The sequence below is a fragment of the Escherichia sp. MOD1-EC5990 genome (assembly GCF_002965285.1).
GTDB classification, from domain to species: Bacteria; Pseudomonadota; Gammaproteobacteria; order Enterobacterales; family Enterobacteriaceae; genus Escherichia; species Escherichia coli_F.
Genome location: NZ_PTRV01000003.1, coordinates 107,484 through 129,231, shown reverse-complemented (window position 1 = coordinate 129,231; position 21,748 = coordinate 107,484). Strand labels below are relative to the sequence as shown.

22 protein-coding genes are annotated in these 21,748 nt (G+C 52.9%); 7 read left to right on the top strand and 15 right to left on the bottom strand.

All coding sequences use genetic code 11. The features are described 5' to 3' along the window. Window positions 1-7: 7 nt before the first annotated feature. Both diaA and dolP read left to right on the top strand, forming a co-directional pair. Window positions 8-598: a DnaA initiator-associating protein DiaA gene (diaA, locus tag BEB42_RS04605; protein WP_001158035.1), complete on the top strand. Its 591-nt coding sequence runs from the start codon at window positions 8-10 to the stop codon at window positions 596-598. Between the two features lie 9 nt (window positions 599-607). Further along, on the top strand, window positions 608-1,183 hold the full coding sequence (gene dolP / locus BEB42_RS04600) for a division/outer membrane stress-associated lipid-binding lipoprotein (protein WP_000646043.1): 576 nt from the start codon (window positions 608-610) through the stop codon (window positions 1,181-1,183). A gap of 113 nt (window positions 1,184-1,296) precedes the next feature. Here the strand turns inward: dolP and BEB42_RS04595 are convergent, their stop codons facing one another. Both BEB42_RS04595 and BEB42_RS04590 read right to left on the bottom strand, forming a co-directional pair. Then, a complete protein-coding gene (locus BEB42_RS04595) occupies window positions 1,297-2,337 on the bottom strand; it encodes a permease (RefSeq protein WP_000147590.1) in 1,041 nt (346 codons plus the stop codon). 72 nt (window positions 2,338-2,409) lie between these two features. Next, complete coding sequence (locus tag BEB42_RS04590) at window positions 2,410-3,045, bottom strand: NAD(P)H-binding protein (protein WP_001352912.1); 636 nt, start codon at window positions 3,043-3,045, stop codon at window positions 2,410-2,412. 127 nt (window positions 3,046-3,172) lie between these two features. Here BEB42_RS04590 and yhbO point away from each other — a divergent pair, with 127 nt between their 5' ends. Next, window positions 3,173-3,691 (top strand): protein/nucleic acid deglycase, encoded by a 519-nt coding sequence (gene yhbO / locus BEB42_RS04585; RefSeq protein ID WP_000037614.1) that lies wholly within the window; start codon window positions 3,173-3,175, stop codon window positions 3,689-3,691. On the opposite strand, the gene BEB42_RS04580 is transcribed toward yhbO, so the two are convergent. Then, window positions 3,671-4,114, bottom strand: a complete 444-nt coding sequence (locus BEB42_RS04580; protein WP_000449454.1) for a YhbP family protein — start codon at window positions 4,112-4,114, stop codon at window positions 3,671-3,673. The two genes, yhbO and BEB42_RS04580, sit on opposite strands and share 21 nt — an antisense overlap. Before the next feature lie 50 nt (window positions 4,115-4,164). Between BEB42_RS04580 and yhbQ the strand changes: the two genes are divergently transcribed. Next, entirely contained in the window at window positions 4,165-4,467 is a 303-nt protein-coding gene (gene yhbQ, locus BEB42_RS04575) for a DNA damage response exodeoxyribonuclease YhbQ (RefSeq protein ID WP_000189315.1), read from the top strand. On the opposite strand, the gene BEB42_RS04570 is transcribed toward yhbQ, so the two are convergent. Further along, window positions 4,454-4,957, bottom strand: coding sequence for a GNAT family N-acetyltransferase (locus BEB42_RS04570; RefSeq protein ID WP_105267182.1), 504 nt, complete (start codon window positions 4,955-4,957; stop codon window positions 4,454-4,456). The genes yhbQ and BEB42_RS04570 overlap by 14 nt on opposite strands. Then, complete coding sequence (ubiT, locus tag BEB42_RS04565) at window positions 4,951-5,475, bottom strand: ubiquinone anaerobic biosynthesis accessory factor UbiT (RefSeq protein WP_001295552.1); 525 nt, start codon at window positions 5,473-5,475, stop codon at window positions 4,951-4,953. The genes BEB42_RS04570 and ubiT overlap by 7 nt, the downstream gene beginning before the upstream one ends. A 208-nt stretch (window positions 5,476-5,683) precedes the next feature. Here ubiT and ubiU point away from each other — a divergent pair, with 208 nt between their 5' ends. The 3 genes from ubiU (at window position 5,684) to BEB42_RS04550 (ending at window position 8,654) form a co-directional block, all read left to right on the top strand. Continuing rightward, the gene (gene ubiU, locus BEB42_RS04560) at window positions 5,684-6,679 is read left to right on the top strand and encodes a ubiquinone anaerobic biosynthesis protein UbiU (RefSeq protein WP_001352911.1); all 996 of its coding nucleotides are present in this window, start codon (window positions 5,684-5,686) and stop codon (window positions 6,677-6,679) included. Between the two features lie 8 nt (window positions 6,680-6,687). Next, window positions 6,688-7,566 (top strand): U32 family peptidase, encoded by an 879-nt coding sequence (locus BEB42_RS04555; RefSeq protein WP_001296442.1) that lies wholly within the window; start codon window positions 6,688-6,690, stop codon window positions 7,564-7,566. Between the two features lie 80 nt (window positions 7,567-7,646). After that, entirely contained in the window at window positions 7,647-8,654 is a 1,008-nt protein-coding gene (locus BEB42_RS04550; RefSeq protein ID WP_000130380.1) for a luciferase-like monooxygenase, read from the top strand. A 117-nt stretch (window positions 8,655-8,771) separates the two neighbouring features. On the opposite strand, the gene mtr is transcribed toward BEB42_RS04550, so the two are convergent. From mtr to nusA, 10 genes are all read right to left on the bottom strand, one after another. Continuing rightward, window positions 8,772-10,016, bottom strand: a complete 1,245-nt coding sequence (mtr, locus tag BEB42_RS04545) for a tryptophan permease (RefSeq protein WP_000224337.1) — start codon at window positions 10,014-10,016, stop codon at window positions 8,772-8,774. Window positions 10,017-10,169: 153 nt separating this feature from the next. Further along, window positions 10,170-12,059 (bottom strand): ATP-dependent RNA helicase DeaD, encoded by a 1,890-nt coding sequence (gene deaD / locus BEB42_RS04540; protein WP_001295553.1) that lies wholly within the window; start codon window positions 12,057-12,059, stop codon window positions 10,170-10,172. Next, complete coding sequence (gene yrbN, locus BEB42_RS04535) at window positions 12,052-12,132, bottom strand: protein YrbN (RefSeq protein WP_010723222.1); 81 nt, start codon at window positions 12,130-12,132, stop codon at window positions 12,052-12,054. Before yrbN ends, deaD begins: the two co-directional genes overlap by 8 nt. 106 nt (window positions 12,133-12,238) lie before the next feature. Further along, window positions 12,239-13,123, bottom strand: a complete 885-nt coding sequence (gene nlpI / locus BEB42_RS04530) for a lipoprotein NlpI (RefSeq protein WP_000802080.1) — start codon at window positions 13,121-13,123, stop codon at window positions 12,239-12,241. A 108-nt stretch (window positions 13,124-13,231) separates the two neighbouring features. Further along, window positions 13,232-15,367: a polyribonucleotide nucleotidyltransferase gene (gene pnp / locus BEB42_RS04525; RefSeq protein WP_001298330.1), complete on the bottom strand. Its 2,136-nt coding sequence runs from the start codon at window positions 15,365-15,367 to the stop codon at window positions 13,232-13,234. A 245-nt stretch (window positions 15,368-15,612) separates the two neighbouring features. After that, window positions 15,613-15,882, bottom strand: a complete 270-nt coding sequence (rpsO, locus tag BEB42_RS04520; protein WP_000059466.1) for a 30S ribosomal protein S15 — start codon at window positions 15,880-15,882, stop codon at window positions 15,613-15,615. Between the two features lie 148 nt (window positions 15,883-16,030). Then, window positions 16,031-16,975: a tRNA pseudouridine(55) synthase TruB gene (truB, locus tag BEB42_RS04515; RefSeq protein WP_000089707.1), complete on the bottom strand. Its 945-nt coding sequence runs from the start codon at window positions 16,973-16,975 to the stop codon at window positions 16,031-16,033. Continuing rightward, complete coding sequence (rbfA, locus tag BEB42_RS04510) at window positions 16,975-17,376, bottom strand: 30S ribosome-binding factor RbfA (protein ID WP_001040205.1); 402 nt, start codon at window positions 17,374-17,376, stop codon at window positions 16,975-16,977. The genes truB and rbfA overlap by 1 nt, the downstream gene beginning before the upstream one ends. Before the next feature lie 163 nt (window positions 17,377-17,539). Next, window positions 17,540-20,212, bottom strand: a complete 2,673-nt coding sequence (gene infB, locus BEB42_RS04505; protein WP_000133051.1) for a translation initiation factor IF-2 — start codon at window positions 20,210-20,212, stop codon at window positions 17,540-17,542. Between the two features lie 24 nt (window positions 20,213-20,236). After that, entirely contained in the window at window positions 20,237-21,724 is a 1,488-nt protein-coding gene (gene nusA / locus BEB42_RS04500; RefSeq protein ID WP_001031046.1) for a transcription termination factor NusA, read from the bottom strand. Between the last annotated feature and the right edge of the window lie 24 nt (window positions 21,725-21,748).

The following is a 21,748-nucleotide window of genomic DNA, read 5'->3' as shown; positions in this document are numbered from 1 at the left end:
GATTAGCGTGCAAGAACGAATTAAAGCTTGCTTCACTGAAAGCATTCAAACTCAAATTGCGGCAGCAGAGGCGCTTCCGGATGCCATCTCCCGTGCAGCCATGACGCTGGTTCAGTCTCTGCTCAATGGCAACAAAATCCTCTGTTGTGGTAATGGAACTTCCGCTGCCAATGCACAGCATTTTGCTGCCAGCATGATCAACCGATTCGAAACGGAGCGGCCCAGCTTACCTGCCATTGCACTAAATACTGATAATGTTGTCTTAACGGCGATTGCCAACGATCGCTTACATGACGAAGTGTATGCAAAACAAGTGCGGGCGCTGGGGCATGCGGGAGATGTGTTGTTAGCCATTTCCACCCGTGGCAACAGCCGCGATATCGTAAAAGCAGTAGAAGCTGCTGTTACGCGTGATATGACCATTGTGGCATTAACCGGCTACGATGGCGGTGAACTTGCAGGGTTGTTAGGGCCACAGGATGTGGAGATCCGCATTCCTTCGCATCGTAGTGCTCGCATTCAGGAAATGCATATGCTGACGGTAAATTGCTTGTGCGATCTGATCGATAACACGCTTTTCCCTCACCAGGATGTTTAAGGAGAATACATGAAGGCATTATCGCCAATCGCAGTCCTTATTTCCGCACTGCTGTTGCAAGGTTGCGTTGCTGCCGCCGTAGTGGGTACCGCGGCTGTGGGTACCAAAGCCGCAACTGACCCACGCAGTGTCGGCACCCAGGTGGACGATGGAACCCTGGAAGTGCGCGTGAACAGCGCATTGTCTAAAGACGAACAGATTAAGAAAGAAACCCGTATTAATGTCACGGCGTATCAGGGCAAAGTGCTGCTGGTTGGGCAGTCACCAAACGCTGAACTTTCGGCTCGTGCCAAACAGATTGCTATGGGCGTAGACGGTGCCAACGAAGTGTATAACGAGATTCGTCAGGGCCAGCCGATTGGTCTGGGCGAAGCGTCTAACGATACGTGGATCACCACCAAAGTGCGTTCGCAGCTGTTAACCAGCGATCTGGTGAAATCCTCCAACGTGAAAGTGACCACTGAAAATGGTGAAGTGTTCCTGATGGGGCTGGTGACTGAACGTGAAGCGAAAGCGGCGGCAGATATTGCCAGCCGGGTAAGCGGCGTAAAACGTGTAACCACAGCGTTTACGTTTATTAAATAGCAGCACCTTGTAATGCCTGATGCGACGCTTGCCGCGTCTTATCAGGCCTACAACGATGCAAACCGTAGGTCGGATAAGGCGTTTACGCCGCATCCGACATGTTTTCCCTCAAATCAGAACAACAGCGCCAGCCCGCCGACAATCACACCAGACACCGCCACCATCGCACCCGTCAGCCATAAGGCTTTCGCCGGGAACGCTTTACGCAACATTATCAGCGACGGCAAACTTACAGCAGGAAGCGTCATCAACAATGCCAGCGCCGGAGCGGTTCCCATACCTGCCAGCATCATCGTTTGTACAATCGGAATTTCTGCTGCCGTGGGAATGACAAACAAGCATCCCGCTACCGCCATCGCAATCACCCACATCAGGCTGTTATCGACAGCACCATCGGCATGGGGGAATAACCAGACGCGAGCGGCACCCAACGCCAGTACGGCAAGGATATATACCGGGATCGTACTCCAGAAAAGCGTCCATAGCGCCCTACCCCAGCGGCTAAAGAATCCGCCCTGCACTTCCGGCATGTCAATTTCGACCGGTGGCTGTGTTTGCGGTGTTTCACGCACCCATTTTTGCACCAGGGTCGCAATCAGCAACACCATCACCAGTCCCGCCACCAGACGAATCGCCGCAAAGCCCCAGCCGAGGACAAACCCCATAAACACCAGCGTCGCCGGGTTTAACAACGGATTGCCCATCCAGAATGCCAGCGCCCCGCCCATCGACACCTGTTGGCGACGCATCCCCGCCGCGACCGGTGCCGCACAGCAAGTACACATCATGCCCGGCAGCGAAAACAGCGTTCCCAGCAGCGTGCCGCGAAAGCGCGATTGCCCAAGCGTACGCAGCAACCAGTCACGCGGGATCAGCACCTGAATCAACGAACCGAGGATCACCCCTAGCACCGCCGCTTTCCATACCGCGAGGAAATAGACCATCGCGTAGTCCCACGCAGCTTGCCACGGATTAGCATCCGCCTGTGAGAGTATTGATTTACCGATGTTGTGAGTTTCGGCGGCGGTAAACGCTTTGCCGTAGTAAGGTTGCCATTTCACATACCAGAGACCGGCAATGACAACGAGAAAGAAAAGCGCGGGTTTCCACCACTGAATGGGCGTTGCCGCCTGAGATGAAGACTGACCAGTCATAGCATTCCCCAGGAATAAGTTATGATAATTGAGCGCGTGAATATTACGCTCACTATCAATTCTTGGGAATAATTATTCAGCTCTTTTGCGTAATTCTGAAGAGCTTAAAATAGTCACACCTTCATGCTCAGGCCGCATCGCCTCTGCCAGCATGACCCGCGCCACGTCTCGCGCATCAATGGATTTCCAGTTACCCGGTAGCAGACGAAACAACGGTGCAAAAAGCGTTTCGTTCATCCGCTGCTTGCTGCGATCGCCCAGCAACATCGACGGACGGGCAATGGTCAGTTTCGGCCAATTCTGGGCGATTAACGCTTCTTCCATCTCCCCTTTGACGCGGTTATAGAAAAACGGCGAGTGGGGATTGGCCCCCATAGCACTGACTACCAGCATATGCTGAGCACCCAGTCGCCGTCCGGTTAATGCGGTATCCACAACCAGCGTGTAATCGGCATGAATAAACGCTTCTTTGCTCCCCGCTTCCCGCCGCGTGGTGCCGAGACAACAAAACACAATGTCGATAGGATCAGTGACCTGTGCCAGCGCGTCGGTCAGTTGCGGATCATGGGGATTGAACACTCCTGGCATATCTCCCAACGGACGTCGCGTCGGTGCAGCAATAGCGTTAACTTTCGGTTCGTTAATCAACATCCGCAGCAGGTGACCGCCCACCAGCCCCGTTGCGCCTGTAATCAGTACCTGACTCATCTTCGCTCCTTTACAGAATTGTCTGCCTTGCGCTCCCCGGCTCATGCACCAGGCTTAATAGACCATGAGGTAATTATCCCCGATTGTGAGAAATTCGCCTCATCCAATGCAACAACGCGGAGGAAGCATGAGTAAGAAAATTGCCGTTTTAATCACTGATGAATTTGAGGATTCAGAATTTACTTCACCCGCAGACGAGTTCCGTAAAGCCGGACACGAAGTGATTACCATTGAAAAACAAGCGGGTAAAACGGTGAAAGGGAAAAAAGGAGAAGCCAGCGTGACCATCGATAAATCCATCGATGAAGTGACGCCAGCCGAGTTTGATGCCCTGCTGCTACCGGGCGGCCATTCACCGGATTATCTGCGTGGCGACAACCGTTTTGTCACCTTTACCCGTGATTTTGTGAATAGCGGCAAACCGGTGTTTGCCATTTGCCACGGTCCGCAGCTGCTGATCAGCGCCGATGTGATTCGGGGACGCAAACTGACTGCGGTTAAACCGATTGTGATTGATGTTAAAAACGCGGGCGCGGAATTTTACGATCAGGAAGTCGTGGTCGATAAAGATCAGCTGGTTACCAGTCGGACACCGGACGATTTGCCCGCGTTTAACCGCGAGGCGTTACGCCTGCTCGGTGCCTGAGCTACGTAGCCAAATCATTTTTTTACCAAAGCCCAGCGTGTTGTCAGTGAATTTGATTTCATCAAGCCGGATTTCCCACACTGGCGCCGACAGCATTCTGGCAACCGGAAAGCGACGATTATACGCCTTGCGCGCAAGGTCGCTTTCCTCACCTTCCAGTCTGCGGATCTCACCTTTAAACTGCACGCCGCGAATTAACGCTACCGTTTTCGGCTGACCGTTTACCGTTCCAGCAACTGCCGCCTGCGGCCCACTCATCTGCGCGTGACGCGTTTTTTCCTCCGTCAAAATGTAGAAGGCAACTTTCTGTGCATCAAAAAGATAAAAGGCATTGGCGCACCACAATTCCCCTTCCTGCTGCACACACCAGGTGACAACATGTTGTTTTGCCAGCCAACGGCTGATGGCGGTGAGTGTTTCCATAGCTGTTCTCTTTTATACTGTGGGCCTGACCTTAACATGTGACGCAGACGATGACACCCTGGTTTCTTTACTTGATCCGTACCGCCGACAATAAGCTTTATACCGGGATCACCACGGATGTCGAACGCCGCTATCAGCAACATCAAAGCGGCAAAGGCGCAAAAGCACTGCGTGGGAAAGGTGAACTGACGCTGGCATTTTCCGCGCCAGTGGGCGACCGTTCGCTGGCACTACGGGCGGAATATCGCGTTAAACAACTGACCAAACGGCAAAAAGAACGTCTGGTAGCGGAAGGCGCAGGGTTTGCAGAACTGTTGAGCAGCCTGCAAACCCCGAAGATTAAAAGCGATTGAAGTGCTCGTGATACTCAACCAGACCGGTTACGCCGTTCAGCGCGTCATCCGCTAAACGATGTACCTGGAAGGCGCTTTCAGTGCCCGGCCAGCGACAACGCAGATCGTGATGCGCCGCCAGCTCAAAGCCGAAACGACTGTACAGCGCCGGATCGCCCAGCGTCACCACTGCGGCATAGCCGAAATCATTAAGCGAATCGAGTCCTTCATAGACCAGTTGGCGTGCCAGCCCCTGTCCACGGTATTTTTCATCTACCGCCAGCGGTGCCATGCCGACCCATTGCAGGTCTTCGCCCTGCACATCAACCGGACTAAATGCCACATAGCCAATGACCTGACCTTCGTCATCTGTCGCCACCAGCCCCAGCGTCAGAAAGCCATCTTCACGCAGATCGTGAACCAGCTTCGCTTCCGCATCGCTTTCGAATGAACGACGCAGCAGGGCATCAATACCCGGCGCATCAATGGGAATTTCTACTCGAATTAGCATGGTTCACCTACCGATGTCTGTTTGGTTTCAGGCGCGGTTTTCATTCCCGCCTCAACAAAATCCGCCAGTTGCAGCAGCATCATGCGTAAGGCTTTCGGCATTTGCTCCAGTTCAATGGCGTCCATCAGGTTTTTCACATACAGCCCCAGCTCCGTATCGCCTTCAATCACCAGCCGACGCTGGAAGAAGAGCGTATCCGGATCTTGTTTACGCGCCGCAATCATCAGCAGATCGCTGGCGTCGGCACTAAAACTCACATCAGCTTGCGCGTTCTGGCTAACGACCAGTTTGCCATTCACCACCGAGGTAAACCATTGCAGGTCAATATCACGCACATGAATACTTAACCAGCGCCCTTCAAGAAACTCCAGCTCGCCATCATCCAGCGCCTGGCGGAATTGCCAGCTTAAGACCTGCTCAAGAACCTGGCGTTTTAGCGCAAATGGCGTCAGTTTTACCGGTACACTCAACAGAGATGGCCCCAAATGCACAATACGGGAACGCAGTTTATCCAACACGAGTTTTACTCCCTGTTTCAACAATCATCCTATTTTGCCATATCAGAAAAATAACATAGCGGTATAAATCAACAATTCCATATGAAATTGCTGCTACCACCAATACAACTTTAACTGCCTTAAATCAAAAATTGTCGCTGCAAGGTTAACTAAAATCCCAGTTCGTTAACATTTTTGCGTTTTGATAGCGCACCCTTCAGGAAAAATTATGGAGCTGCTCTGCCCTGCCGGAAATCTCCCGGCGCTTAAGGCGGCCATCGAAAACGGCGCAGATGCTGTTTATATCGGGCTAAAAGATGATACCAATGCCCGTCACTTCGCCGGCCTTAACTTTACCGAGAAAAAATTGCAGGAAGCGGTGAGTTTTGTCCATCAACATCGCCGCAAACTTCACATCGCGATTAACACTTTTGCGCATCCGGACGGTTACGCCCGTTGGCAGCGCGCCGTGGATATGGCGGCGCAGCTGGGTGCCGACGCGCTGATCCTCGCCGACCTCGCCATGCTGGAGTACGCCGCCCAGCGATACCCGCATATTGAGCGTCATGTGTCAGTGCAGGCTTCGGCGACCAATGAAGAGGCGATTCACTTTTATCATCGCCATTTTGACGTTGCCCGCGTGGTGCTGCCGCGCGTGTTATCGATTCATCAGGTGAAACAACTGGCGCGGGCCACGCCTGTACCGCTGGAAGTGTTCGCTTTCGGCAGTCTGTGCATTATGTCGGAAGGTCGTTGCTATCTGTCGTCGTATCTGACGGGTGAGTCGCCCAACACCGTGGGGGCATGTTCTCCGGCCCGTTTCGTGCGCTGGCAGCAAACGCCGCAGGGGCTGGAATCCCGCCTGAACGAAGTGCTGATCGACCGTTATCAGGACGGCGAAAACGCAGGTTATCCGACGCTGTGTAAAGGGCGTTATCTGGTGGACGGCGAGCGCTATCATGCGCTGGAAGAACCAACCAGTCTCAATACCCTTGAGCTACTGCCGGAGTTAATGGCGGCGAATATCGCTTCGGTGAAAATTGAAGGCCGCCAGCGTAGCCCGGCGTATGTCAGCCAGGTAGCGAAAGTCTGGCGTCAGGCTATCGACCGTTGTAAGGCCGATCCGCAAAACTTCGTGCCGCAAAGCGCGTGGATGGAGACGCTCGGGTCGATGTCCGAAGGCACACAAACCACTCTTGGCGCGTATCACCGTAAATGGCAGTGAGAAAAGTAATGAAATATTCCTTAGGGCCGGTGCTGTGGTACTGGCCAAAAGAGACGCTGGAAGATTTTTATCAGCAGGCCGCCGCCAGCAGCGCAGACGTGATTTATCTCGGTGAAGCGGTCTGTAGCAAACGCCGGGCAACCAAAGTTGGCGACTGGCTAGAGATGGCAAAATCGCTCGCCGGAAGTGGCAAGCAGATTGTACTCTCCACGCTGGCGCTGGTGCAGGCATCCTCCGAACTGGGCGAACTGAAACGCTATGTTGAGAACGGTGAGTTTCTGATTGAAGCCAGCGATCTTGGTGTGGTGAATATGTGCGCTGAGCGCAAACTGCCGTTCGTCGCCGGACACGCGCTGAACTGCTACAACGCGGTGACGCTGAAAATATTGCTCAAACAGGGCATGATGCGCTGGTGTATGCCGGTGGAACTTTCCCGCGACTGGCTGGTGAATCTGCTTAATCAGTGCGATGAACTGGGCATTCGCAACCAGTTTGAAGTGGAAGTCTTGAGCTACGGTCATCTGCCGCTGGCCTACTCCGCCCGCTGCTTTACCGCGCGTTCGGAAGACCGCCCAAAAGATGAGTGTGAAACCTGCTGCATTAAGTATCCGAACGGGCGCAACGTGCTGTCGCAGGAAAACCAACAAGTGTTTGTGCTCAATGGCATTCAGACCATGAGCGGCTACGTGTACAACCTCGGTAACGAGCTGGCATCCATGCAGGGGCTGGTTGATGTGGTCCGCCTGTCACCGCAGGGTACTGACACTTTCGCTATGCTCGACGCCTTCCGCGCTAATGAAAATGGCGCTGCACCACTCCCGTTGACGGCAAACAGCGACTGTAACGGCTACTGGAGACGGCTGGCTGGGCTGGAACTGCAAGCCTAAGCAAATAGCTCACTTTGTTAACAACTTTAACTACTCTTTAATGCAGTATTAAAGATTAATCGGTAACAAAGTGAGCTGTTATGACTGATAAAACCATTGCGTTTTCGCTACTCGATCTGGCCCCCATCCCCGAAGGCTCTTCAGCGCGAGAAGCGTTCTCCCACTCTCTCGACCTCGCCCGTCTGGCTGAAAAGCGCGGCTATCATCGCTACTGGCTGGCGGAACACCACAATATGACCGGCATTGCCAGTGCTGCAACATCAGTATTGATTGGCTATCTGGCGGCAAATACTACAACGCTGCATCTGGGGTCTGGCGGCGTGATGTTACCAAACCACTCACCGTTGGTGATTGCCGAACAGTTCGGCACGCTCAATACGCTCTATCCGGGGCGAATCGATTTGGGGCTGGGTCGTGCGCCAGGTAGTGACCAACGGACAATGATGGCACTACGTCGCCATATGAGCGGCGATATTGATAATTTCCCCCGCGATGTCGCGGAGCTGGTGGACTGGTTTGACGCCCGCGATCCCAATCCGCATGTGCGCCCGGTACCAGGCTATGGCGAGAAAATCCCCGTGTGGTTGTTAGGCTCCAGCCTTTACAGTGCGCAACTGGCGGCGCAGCTTGGTCTGCCGTTCGCGTTTGCCTCACACTTCGCGCCGGATATGCTGTTCCAGGCGCTGCATCTTTATCGCAGCAACTTCAAACCGTCAGCGCGGCTGGAGAAACCGTACGCGATGGTGTGCATCAATATTATCGCCGCCGACAGCAACCGCGACGCCGAATTCCTGTTTACCTCGATGCAGCAAGCCTTTGTGAAGCTGCGCCGCGGTGAAACCGGGCAACTGCCGCCACCGATTCAAAATATGGATCAGTTCTGGTCACCGTCTGAGCAGTATGGCGTGCAGCAGGCGCTGAGTATGTCGCTGGTGGGTGATAAAGCGAAAGTGCGTCATGGTTTGCAGTCGATCCTGCGCGAAACCGACGCGGATGAGATTATGGTTAACGGGCAGATTTTCGATCACCAGGCGCGCCTGCATTCGTTTGAGCTGGCGATGGATGTTAAGGAAGAGTTACTGGGATAGTGTGTTTTAACGTGGGAAGCCTTATCCGAGCTGGCAACGCTGTCCTACGTAGGCCTGATAAGCGAAGCACATCAGGCATTGTGTAGGCAGTAGAAATGTCGGATAAGGCACCGCTAATTACTGATACACCGGCAGCAAATTAAAGCTCGATAAAATATGCACCAGTGCGTTGCCAACACCAAACACCAGAATCAGTGCAATCATCGGCTTGCCGCCCCAGACACGGAATTTCGGGCTGCCAAAGCGTTTACGCGATGCGCGGGCCAACAGCGCCGGAACAATTGCAGCCCAGATGGTAGCCGCTAAGCCAGCATAACCAATGGCGTACAGGAATCCGTTCGGGAACAGCAGGCCACCCACGACAGGCGGTGCAAAGGTCAGCAACGCCGTTTTAAAGCGGCCCAGGGCAGAGTCGTCAAAACCAAACAGATCTGCCAGATAGTCAAACAAACCCAGCGTTACGCCGAGGAACGAACTCGCTACCGCAAAGTTTGAGAACACGACCAGTAGCAGATCCAGACTACGACTGTTCAGCACGCCGCTTAACGCCTGTACCAGCACATCAATATTACCGCCCTTCTCGGCGATTCCGATAAACTCCGGACGAGGGATGTTGCCCATCGTCGCCAGCAACCAGATGGTATACAGCGCCAGCGCCATCAGCGTACCGTAGACCAGGCATTTCACGATAGTTTTCGGATCTTTGCCGTAATACTTCATCAGGCTCGGCACGTTACCGTGATAACCAAATGAGGCCAGACAGAACGGCAGGGTCATCAACAGATACGGTGCATAAGACGCATTGCTTTCCGCGACGTTAAACAATGTCGCAGGCTGCACATGCCCCAGCAAACTGCCGAAAGTGAGGAAGAAGGTAATAACTTTCGCCCCCAGCACAATCGCCGTCATCCGGCTTACGGCTTTGGTGCTCAACCACACCACAAACGCCACCAGTAGCGCAAAACCAAAACCTGCAGCTCGTGCCGGAACATTCAGCGACATCTCCGCGAAGGTGTGATGCAGAATCGAACCGCTGGCAGAAATATAGGCGTAAGTCAGGATGTAGAGCACAAAGGCAATGGAAATGCCGTTGACCACGTTCCAGCCTTTGCCCAGCAAATCTTTGGTTATGGTGTCAAAACTCGAACCGATTCGATAATTCAGGTTAGCTTCCAGAATCATCAAGCCGGAATGCAGCATACAAAACCAGGTAAAGATCAGCGCCGCCATTGACCAGAAGAACCACGCACCGGACATGACCACTGGCAGAGAAAACATCCCTGCGCCAATAATGGTGCCGCCGATGATCACCACGCCGCCAAGTAGCGACGGTGACGTTTGGGTGGTGGTTAGTGTTGCCATGAGGGCTTCTCTCCAGTGAAAAATAGTGCGACTGCGTTGTTATGCATTGCACTGTACCAGTACACGAGTACAAAAGACAGAAAAAAAGCCCCGATGGTTAAAATCGGGGCTGTATATATTATTTTACAGATTGTGTTCGCTGTTCAGCGTTGATTACGCATCACCACCGAAACGACGACGACCAGTAGAGTCATCACGACGCGGTGCGCGGCCTTCACGACGTTCGCCGCTAAAACGACGACCATCACCACGACCACCTTCACGGCGTTCACCGCTGAAGTTACGACCGCCTTCACGACGTTCGCCACCGAAACCACGACCACCACCACGACGCTCACCACCAGTATGCGGCTGTGCATCGCCCAGCAGCTGCATGTTCATCGGCTTGTTGAGAATGCGAGTACGCGTAAAGTGTTGCAGCACTTCACCCGGCATACCTTTCGGCAGTTCGATGGTGGAGTGAGAAGCAAACAGCTTGATGTTACCGATGTAACGGCTGCTGATGTCGCCTTCGTTAGCAATCGCGCCAACGATATGACGAACTTCAACACCATCATCGCGGCCCACTTCAATACGGTACAGCTGCATATCGCCAACATCACGACGTTCACGACGCGGACGATCTTCACGGTCGCCACGCGGGCCACGGTCGTTACGATCGCGCGGACCACGGTCATCACGGTCACGGAATTCACGTTTCGGACGCATCGGCGCATCTGGCGGCACGATCAGAGTACGTTCACCCTGTGCCATTTTCAGCAGTGCGGCTGCCAGAGTTTCGAGATCCAGCTCTTCACCTTCTGCAGTCGGCTGAATTTTGCTCAGCAGTGCACGGTATTGATCCAGATCGCTGCTTTCCAGCTGCTGCTGTACTTTAGCGGCGAATTTTTCCAGACGGCGTTTGCCCAGCAGCTCTGCGTTCGGCAGTTCTACTTCCGGAATGGTCAGCTTCATGGTGCGTTCAATGTTGCGCAGCAGACGACGCTCGCGGTTCTCAACGAACAGCAGCGCACGACCAGCACGCCCCGCACGGCCGGTACGACCAATACGGTGAACGTAAGACTCAGAATCCATCGGGATATCGTAGTTAACTACCAGGCTGATACGCTCAACGTCCAGGCCACGGGCCGCAACGTCGGTCGCAATCAGGATATCCAGACGACCATCTTTCAGGCGTTCCAGCGTCTGCTCACGCAGCGCCTGGTTCATGTCACCGTTCAGTGCAGCGCTGTTGTAGCCGTTACGCTCAAGAGCTTCTGCCACTTCCAAAGTCGCGTTTTTTGTACGAACGAAGATAATCGCCGCATCAAAATCTTCCGCTTCCAGGAAACGAACCAGTGCTTCGTTTTTACGCATCCCCCACACAGTCCAGTAGCTCTGGCTGATGTCAGGACGGGTAGTCACGCTGGACTGAATGCGCACTTCCTGCGGCTCTTTCATAAAGCGGCGGGTAATACGACGAATCGCTTCCGGCATAGTTGCAGAGAACAGAGCGGTCTGATGACCTTCCGGGATCTGCGCCATAATGGTTTCAACGTCTTCGATGAAGCCCATGCGCAGCATTTCGTCAGCTTCATCCAGAACCAGACCGCTCAGTTTAGAGAGGTCCAGAGTGCCACGTTTCAGGTGGTCCAGCAGACGGCCAGGAGTACCGACAACGATCTGCGGCCCCTGACGCAGGGCGCGTAATTGCACGTCATAACGCTGGCCGCCGTATAGGGCAACCACGTTTACGCCGCGCATGTGTTTAGAGAAATCCGTCATTGCCTCAGCAACCTGTACCGCCAGTTCGCGGGTCGGTGCCAGCACCAGAATCTGTGGTGCTTTCAGCTCAGGATCAAGATTTTGCAGCAGAGGTAAAGAGAATGCTGCCGTTTTTCCGCTCCCCGTCTGGGCCATACCCAGAACGTCGCGGCCATTCAGCAGATGTGGAATACACTCTGCCTGAATTGGAGATGGTTTTTCGTAACCCAGATCGTTAAGGGCTTCAAGGATAGGAGCCTTCAGGCCCAGATCTGCAAAAGTGGTTTCGAATTCAGCCATGTAGTACGTGTGCCTCAAAATTAATGGCGGCCAGTCTACATAACTCATCATGAAATTGATCAGCAATTTTCATTGAAAAGTGTGAACCGGCTCAAAGTAGGTGTATTAACGAACAACAACGCCCTCACCCGTTAAGGTGATGGCAATCAAAAAAGATTACGGGCTGATGTGTACGTCAGCTATTGCTGGTCCGATTCTGCCAGGTCATCTTGGTCCTGGCCCAGGAGCGATAATTCCAACAATGCGTATCGGTGCTCAACAAAGTTATGAACGTTGTTGGCAACCGCCAGTTTGAACAGTGCCGTGGCGCTGTCCAAATCCCCCAGACTTAGGTAGTACTTACCTAAATAGAAGTTGGTTTCACTGAGATGCTCAGCGAGCGAGGTGTTATCCGTTGCGTCCGCCTTGAGCCTTTCCATTAACGTTTGTTCGCTAATGTTGCCCAGGTAGAACTCGACAATGTTCCATCCCCACTGCTCCTTATCCGATTTTTCGAAGTGCTGTTTTAACACTTCTTTAGCCTGCTTCTCATCGAGCTTCTGCTCGGCGAGATAAAGCCACAGACTACGGAAAGGATCATTGGGATCGTCTTGATAAAACGCCAGCAGATCATCTTGCGCTAACTTGTCACGACCGCCGTAATATAATGCGATCCCGCGATTCAAGTGCGCGTAGTTGTAAGTTGGATCAAGCTCAAGTACAGAATCAAACGCTTCATAGGCAGCATCAAAATTGCCTGCCTGCGTTAAATATATGCCTAAGTAATTGAATACTTCAGGCATATCCGGTCGGATTGCCAGCGCTTGCGAAAAATCGTTACGCGCTAATGCCCTCAGACCGAGACTATCATACAACACTCCGCGCTCATATAAAAGCTGTGCGCGTTCGTCATCGGTTAAAGCCCGACTGGCAAGGATTTGTTCCATACGTGCCAGAATCACTTCCTGCTGCAAAGTCGGTTGCAATGGTACCGCGAGGACTTCACTTTTACGCCAGGAAGTATTACTGCATCCTGCAAGCGTAAGTGCTGTCGCAACGAAACACCAGCGCAAAAAAGGCTTCATTTCCCACTCCCGAAGACCACGGTTGAATGAACGTCCTGTTCCCGGTTGCTAACAAGGCGTCCTGCCCGGTTAAAAGCCCCCCGCCGCAGCGGAGGGCAAATGGCAACCTTACTCGCCCTGTTCAGCAGCCGGAGCTTCCGGTGCTGCAGCAGGTTGAGACTGCTCAGTCGCTTCTTTAATGCTCAGACGGATACGGCCCTGGCGATCGACTTCCAGAACTTTCACCGGTACTTCCTGACCCATCTGCAGGTAGTCGGTCACTTTCTCAACACGCTTGTCGGCGATTTGAGAGATGTGGACCAGACCTTCTTTACCGCCGCCGATGGCAACAAACGCGCCAAAGTCAACGATACGGGTCACTTTACCATTGTAGACGCGACCCACTTCGATTTCTGCGGTGATTTCTTCGATACGACGAATAGCGTGTTTCGCTTTCTCGCCGTCGGTCGCTGCGATCTTCACAGTACCGTCATCTTCGATTTCGATGGTGGTGCCAGTTTCTTCGGTCAGGGCACGGATAACAGAACCGCCTTTACCGATAACGTCTTTGATCTTGTCCGGATTGATCTTGATGGTATGGATACGCGGAGCGAACTCAGAGATATCACCACGCGGCGCGTTGATCGCCTGCTCCATGACGCCCAGGATATGCAGACGCGCACCTTTAGCTTGATTCAGCGCAACCTGCATGATCTCTTTGGTGATACCTTCAATTTTGATATCCATCTGCAGTGCAGAGATACCGTCGCGGGAACCCGCAACTTTGAAGTCCATATCGCCCAGGTGATCTTCGTCGCCCAAAATGTCAGACAGTACAACGTAGTTGTCGCCTTCTTTCACCAGACCCATTGCGATACCCGCAACAGCAGCTTTGATTGGCACACCTGCGTCCATCAGCGCCAGAGACGCACCGCACACGGAAGCCATAGAAGAAGAACCGTTGGATTCGGTAATTTCAGACACTACACGTACGGTGTACGGGAATTTGTCCATATCCGGCATTACTGCCAGCACGCCGCGCTTCGCCAGACGACCGTGACCAATTTCACGACGCTTCGGAGAACCGACCATGCCAGTTTCACCTACGGAATACGGAGGGAAGTTGTAGTGGAACAGGAAGGTGTCAGTACGTTCGCCCATCAGTTCATCAAGAACCTGTGCGTCACGTGCAGTACCCAGCGTTGCGGTAACCAGTGCCTGCGTTTCACCACGGGTGAACAACGCAGAACCGTGAGTACGCGGCAGCACGCCAGTACGCACATCCAGACCACGGATCATATCTTTTTCACGACCGTCGATACGCGGTTCGCCTGCCAGTACGCGGCTACGAACAACATTTTTCTCGATAGCGTGCAGAATTTCACCCAGTTCGTTTTCGTCCAGGGTTTCGTCTTCAGCAAGCAGCGTCGCGATGGTTTCAGATTTGATGACATCAACCTGCGCATAACGCTCTTGTTTGTCGGTGATGCGATAAGCATCGCTCAGACGAGCTTCAGCCAGCGCAGCAACGCGCGCGTTCAGCGCTTCGTTTACCGGCTCCGGCTGCCAATCCCAACGCGGTTTACCGGCTTCTTTCACCAGTTCATTGATGTTCTGAATAACAACTTGCTGTTGTTCATGACCGAACACCACTGCGCCCAGCATCTGGTCTTCGCTCAGCAGTTCAGCTTCAGATTCAACCATCAGCACGGCAGCTTCTGTACCGGCAACAACCAGATCCAGTTTGCTCTCTTTCAGTTCGTCCTGAGTCGGGTTCAGTACGTACTGGTCATTGATGTAACCTACGCGGGCAGCACCAATCGGACCATTGAACGGAATACCAGACAGAGAAAGTGCTGCGGAAGCACCAATCATCGCAACGATATCCGGGTTAACCTGCGGGTTAACAGAAACCACGGTGGCGATAACCTGAACTTCGTTGACGAAGCCTTCCGGGAACAGCGGGCGAATCGGGCGGTCAATCAGACGCGCAATCAAGGTTTCGCCTTCGCTTGGGCGGCCTTCACGACGGAAGAAGCTACCTGGGATACGACCAGCAGCGTAGGTACGCTCCTGATAGTTAACGGTCAGCGGGAAGAAGTCCTGACCTGGTTTGGCTTTTTTCTGACCAACAACGGTAACGAATACCGCGGTGTCATCCATGCTAACCATAACAGCGGCAGTTGCCTGACGAGCCATCATGCCGGTTTCCAGAGTCACGGTGTGTTGGCCGTACTGGAATTTACGAACGATCGGATTAAGCAATGTAATATCCTTTCTCTTTCTTAGACAGCACCTTACGGCACTGGTGTTAATACCCGATCTTCTGCGCATCCTCGCGACTAATGACAACCCTAACCCAGCCCAATGTGGGTAAAGCCTCTCATTAGCCGCGCGAACCTCTGCAACGGAAGATCATTCATAGCAACAATACATTAGTTTCCAGTGAATTGCTGCCGTCAGTTTGAAAAAAGGGGCCACTCAGGCCCCTTTTCTGAAACTCGCAAGAATTAGCGACGCAGACCCAGGCGCTCGATGAGCTGGGTGTAACGTGCTACGTCTTTACGTTTCAGGTAGTCGAGCAGTTTACGACGCTGAGAAACCATGCGCAGCAGACCACGACGGCTGTGGTGATCTTTTTTGTGCTCTGCAAAGTGGCCCTGCAGGTGGTTGATCTGTGCAGTCAGCAGTGCTACCTGAACTTCAGTAGAACCGGTGTCGTTTGCGTCACGACCAAACTCAGAAACGATTTTAGCTGTTGCTTCAGTACTTAGAGACATTTTAAAACTCCAAAGTATATAGAATGAAAGGACGCCGATCTCTAATTCAGCGATCCCAGTGTACGTTACGCAAAGTGTTAAACAATTTACGCGACGTTAAGCGGCAGTATTCTACTCGTAGCGACTTGTTATCGCAAGACGGTTAACATTACGCCGGGTATTCAACCACCAGGCGACGAGGCGCAACGCGGCCTTCATCGTCAATTTCGCCCATACCGATAAACTTGCCGTTCTCACCTTCTGTAACGCGAACCAGTCCTTCCAGCGGCGCACCGGATGTACGAACCGGGTTACCATTTTTGAAGTAAACAGAAGACGTTAACGGAAGATTCACCACCGGATAGTCCGAAGCTGGACTGTCCATTGGCATCAGTAATGGATCAAGTAACTCCGCTGCCGGAATATCCTGCTGCTCGGCTTGCTCAACCAGTTCACGCAGATGTTCCAGAGTCACCATCCGTTCAACCGGATATTTACTTACAGCCTGGCGACGCAGGTAAATAACATGCGCGCCACAGCCGAGTTTTTCGCCGAGATCGTCAATGATAGTGCGGATATATGTGCCTTTTGAGCAGTGAATTTCCAGCTCCAGTTCATTGCCTTCGTGGCGAATAAACAGCAATTCATAAACGGTAATCGGGCGTGCTTCACGCGGGACTTCAATTCCCTGACGCGCATATTCGTACAGTTTTTTGCCCTGGTATTTCAGTGCTGAATACATCGATGGGATCTGTTCGATATCACCACGGAAAGTATCCAGTGCCGCCGCCAGTTGCTCTGCACTAAAGGTTACCGGACGTTCTTCAACGATTTGTCCGTCGGCATCAGAAGTATCGGTACGCTGTCCAAGACGCGCAATCACCCGATAGCGTTTGTCGGAGTCCAGCAGATACTGGGAAAACTTGGTGGCTTCCCCGAGGCAAATCGGCAGCATGCCGGTCGCCAGCGGATCCAGCGCGCCAGTGTGTCCGGCACGGTTGGCGTTATAAATCCGTTTCACTTTTTGCAGCGCATCGTTGCTGGACATACCCTGTGGTTTATCCAGCAACAAAACGCCGTTAATGTCGCGACCGCGACGACGAGGACGACTCATTAGTCCTCCTTGCTGTCGTCCGGGTTAACACGACGTTCTTCGTCATGTTTGACCACGCTGGTCACCAGGTTTGACATACGCATCCCTTCAACCAGTGAGTTGTCGTAGAAGAAGGTCAGTTCCGGCACGATGCGCAGTCGCATCGCTTTCCCCAACAGGCTGCGGATGAAACCAGAGGCTTCTTGTAATGCTTTGATGCCCGCTTTAACCGCGTCTTCATCTTTGTCGTTAAGGAACGTCACATATACTTTTGCATACGCCAAGTCACGAGACATTTCGACACCGGAAACGGTGGTCATCATGCCCAGACGAGGATCTTTAATTTCGCGTTGCAGGATGAGAGCGATCTCTTTTTGCATTTCCTGCGCTACGCGCTGCGGGCGACCAAATTCTTTCGCCATAATAAATTCTCCTGACAAAAAAGGGGCTGTTAGCCCCTTTTTAAAATTAATTTCAGGTGGAAGGGCTGTTCACGTAGGCCTGATAAGACGCGCCAGCGTCGCATCAGGCAATCCATGCCGGATGCAGCGTAAACGCCTTATCCCGCATAGAACCCTAAAAACCTTAAGCGATGGAACGTTGGATCTCGATGATTTCGAATACTTCGATCACATCGCCAGTGCGGACGTCGTTGTAGTTCTTAACGCCGATACCACATTCCATACCGTTACGGACTTCGTTAACGTCATCTTTGAAGCGGCGCAGGGACTCCAGCTCGCCTTCGTAGATAACCACGTTGTCGCGCAGAACGCGGATCGGATTGTGACGTTTAACCACACCTTCAGTAACCATACAACCTGCGATGGCACCAAATTTCGGTGATTTGAACACATCACGAACTTCCGCCAGACCGATAATCTGCTGTTTCAGTTCCGGAGACAGCATACCGCTCATCGCCGCTTTCACTTCGTCGATCAGGTTATAGATGACGGAGTAGTAACGCAGATCCAGGCTTTCCGCTTCAATCACTTTACGTGCAGAGGCATCAGCACGTACGTTGAAGCCAACCAGGATGGCGTTGGACGCCGCAGCCAGGGTAGCGTCGGTTTCGGTGATACCACCTACGCCAGAACCGATGATCTTCACTTTAACTTCGTCAGTAGACAGTTTCAGCAAGGAGTCGGAGATCGCTTCCACGGAACCCTGAACGTCTGCCTTCAGAACGATGTTCACTTCGTGAACTTCGCCTTCAGTCATGTTGGCAAACATGTTCTCGAGTTTCGATTTCTGCTGACGTGCCAGTTTAACTTCACGGAATTTGCCCTGACGATACAGTGCAACTTCACGAGCTTTCTTCTCGTCACGCACTACGGTAACTTCGTCACCCGCAGCCGGAACACCGGACAAGCCAAGGATTTCTACTGGAATGGACGGACCTGCTTCCAGCACTTCCTGACCCATTTCGTTACGCATTGCGCGAACACGACCGTATTCGAAACCACACAGAACGATGTCGCCCTTGTGCAGAGTACCTTCACGTACCAGAACGGTAGCAACCGGACCACGACCTTTATCGAGGAAGGATTCGATAACCGCACCGCTCGCCATACCTTTACGTACCGCTTTCAGTTCCAGAACTTCTGCCTGCAACAGGATAGCGTCCAGCAGTTCATCGATACCGGTACCTGCTTTCGCAGACACGTGTACGAACTGGCTTTCACCGCCCCACTCTTCCGGCAGGATGCCGTACTGGGAGAGTTCGTTCTTAACGCGATCTGGATCGGCTTCTGGTTTGTCGATCTTGTTCACTGCAACCACAACCGGCACGCCTGCCGCTTTCGCGTGCTGAATTGCTTCGATGGTCTGCGGCATTACGCCGTCGTCGGCAGCAACAACCAGGACTACGATGTCCGTTGCCTGCGCACCACGTGCACGCATTGAAGTAAACGCGGCGTGCCCCGGGGTGTCCAGGAAGGTGATCATGCCGTTTTCAGTTTCAACGTGGTATGCACCAATGTGCTGGGTAATGCCGCCCGCTTCGCCAGAGGCCACTTTCGTTGAACGAATGTAGTCCAGCAAAGAGGTTTTACCGTGGTCAACGTGACCCATGATGGTCACAACCGGCGCGCGCGGTTCAGCCGCAGCACCCGTGTCACGGTCGCTCATTACCGCTTCTTCCAGCTCGTTTTCACGACGCAGGATAACTTTGTGGCCCATCTCTTCAGCAACCAGCTGTGCGGTTTCCTGATCGATAACCTGGTTGATGGTTGCCATTGCGCCCAGTTTCATCATCGCTTTGATGACCTGAGAACCTTTAACCGCCATCTTGTTCGCCAGTTCGCCAACGGTGATGGTTTCGCCAATCACAACGTCACGGTTAACGGCCTGAGCTGGCTTCTGGAAGCCTTGCTGCAGCGAAGAACCTTTACGTTTCCCGCCTTTACCGCCACGTACTGCTGCGCGTGCTTCTTCACGATCAGCTTTTGATTCAGAGTGTTTGTTGCCTTTCTTCGGACGCGCTGCTTTCGCGTTACGACCACGGCCACGGCCGCCTTCGACTTCACGATCGCTTTCGTCTTCTGCCTGGCGAGCATGTTGAGAAGTAGTAACGTGATAATCGCTGGAATCTTCAGTCGGTTCCGCGTTATCAGTCCATTTGTTTTCTTCCGCCATACGACGTGCTTCTTCAGCAACGCGACGTGCTTCTTCTTCGAGTTTACGACGCGCTTCTTCTTCAGCTTTACGCTTGAGCTCTGCAGCTTCCTGCTCACGGCGGGCTTTTTCAGCCTGGGCGTTTTTAGTCATATCGTCTTGTTGATTGCTCACTTTGTCTTTTTCCGCAGCTTCACGTTTCGCTTGTTCAGCGGCTTCACGCTTAGCTTGTTCTGCGGCCTCACGTTCAGCTTTTTGTTGCGCCTCGCGTTTGGCCGATTCTTCTGCCTCACGACGGGCTTGCTCTTCCGCTTCACGCTGCGCCTGCTCTTCCGCAGCAAGGCGTTCAGCCTCTTGCGGATCGCGTTTCACAAAGGTGCGTTTCTTGCGGACTTCGATTTGTACCGATTTGCTTTTTCCACCGGTACCAGGAATGTTAAGGGTGCTGCGGGTTTTACGTTGCAGCGTTAATTTGTCCGGGCCTGAATTTTTCTGATTCAGGTGGTCAATTAAAGTCTGTTTCTCTTGTGCGGACACAGAGTCGTCAGCAGACTTCCGGATACCTGCATCAGCAAATTGCTGTACCAGGCGTTCCACGGAGGTCTGTCGCTCTGCGGCCAGCGTTTTAATCGTTACATCTGTCATGCTGTTCCTTCCTGCTACAGTTTATTACGCTTCGTCACCGAACCAGCAAATATTACGGGCAGCCATAATCAGTGCTCCGGCTTTTTCGTCGGTCAACCCTTCGATATCAGCCAGATCATCAATGCCCTGTTCGGCGAGATCTTCCAGCGTACAAACGCCACGGGCGGCCAGTTTGAATGCCAAATCACGATCTATCCCTTCAAGGTTCAGCAGATCGTCAGCCGGTTTGTTATCACCGAGGCTTTCTTCCTGGGCCTGTGCAATGGTGGCCAGTGCATTTTTAGCACGCTCGCGCAGTGCTTCAACGGTCGGCTCATCAAGGCCTTCGATTTCCAACAGCTCTTTCATCGGCACATAGGCCAGTTCTTCCAGCGTCGAGAAGCCTTCTTCTACCAGGACAGTCGCAAAGTCTTCGTCGATGTCGAGATATTTGGTGAAGGTGTCGATCGCTGCGTGCGCTTCTGCCTGATGCTTAGCCTGCAGGTCGTCAACGGTCATCACGTTGAGTTCCCAACCGCTCAGCTGCGAAGCCAGACGCACGTTCTGACCGTTACGGCCAATCGCCTGCGCCAGATTACCGGCTTCAACGGCGATATCCATGGTGTGTTTATCTTCATCCACCACGATAGAAGCAACGTCTGCCGGTGCCATTGCGTTAATCACGAACTGCGCCGGGTTATCATCCCACAGGACGATATCGATACGTTCGCCGCCCAGTTCAGTAGAAACCGCCTGAACACGCGCGCCACGCATACCTACGCAAGCACCTACCGGATCGATACGTTTATCGTTGGTTTTCACCGCGATTTTCGCACGAGAACCCGGGTCGCGAGCCGCTGCTTTAATTTCAATCACTTCTTCGCCGATTTCCGGCACTTCAATGCGGAACAGTTCGATCAGCATTTCCGGCTTGGAACGGGTGACGAACAGTTGTGCGCCACGCGCTTCCGGGCGAACAGAATAGAGCACGCCACGAACGCGGTCGCCAGGGCGGAAGTTTTCACGCGGCAGCATATCTTCACGCAGGATCACGGCTTCAGCGTTGTTGCCCAGATCCAGAGAGATGTTGTCGCGGTTCACTTTTTTCACCACGCCGGTGATGATTTCACCTTCGTGTTCACGGAACTGATCAACCACCATCGCACGTTCGGCTTCACGCACTTTCTGCACAATAACCTGTTTTGCCGTCTGGGTGGTGATACGGTCAAAGGTAACAGACTCAATCTGATCTTCAACGTAATCGCCCAGATTCAGGCTTTCATCTTCAAAGCGCGCAGCTTCAAGAGTGATTTCTTTCGTTGGCTGGGTGACTTCATCAACTACCAGCCAGCGACGGAAGGTGTCAAAATCACCGCTTTTGCGATCGATTTGTACGCGAACGTCGATCTCTTGTTCGTATTTTTTCTTGGTTGCTGTAGCCAGCGCGCTTTCCAACGCTTCGAAAATTTTCTCGCGAGGCAGCGCCTTTTCATTGGAGACGGCTTCAACTACAGCCAAAATTTCTTTGTTCATCGCGGGCTTTTCACCTCATCCAGA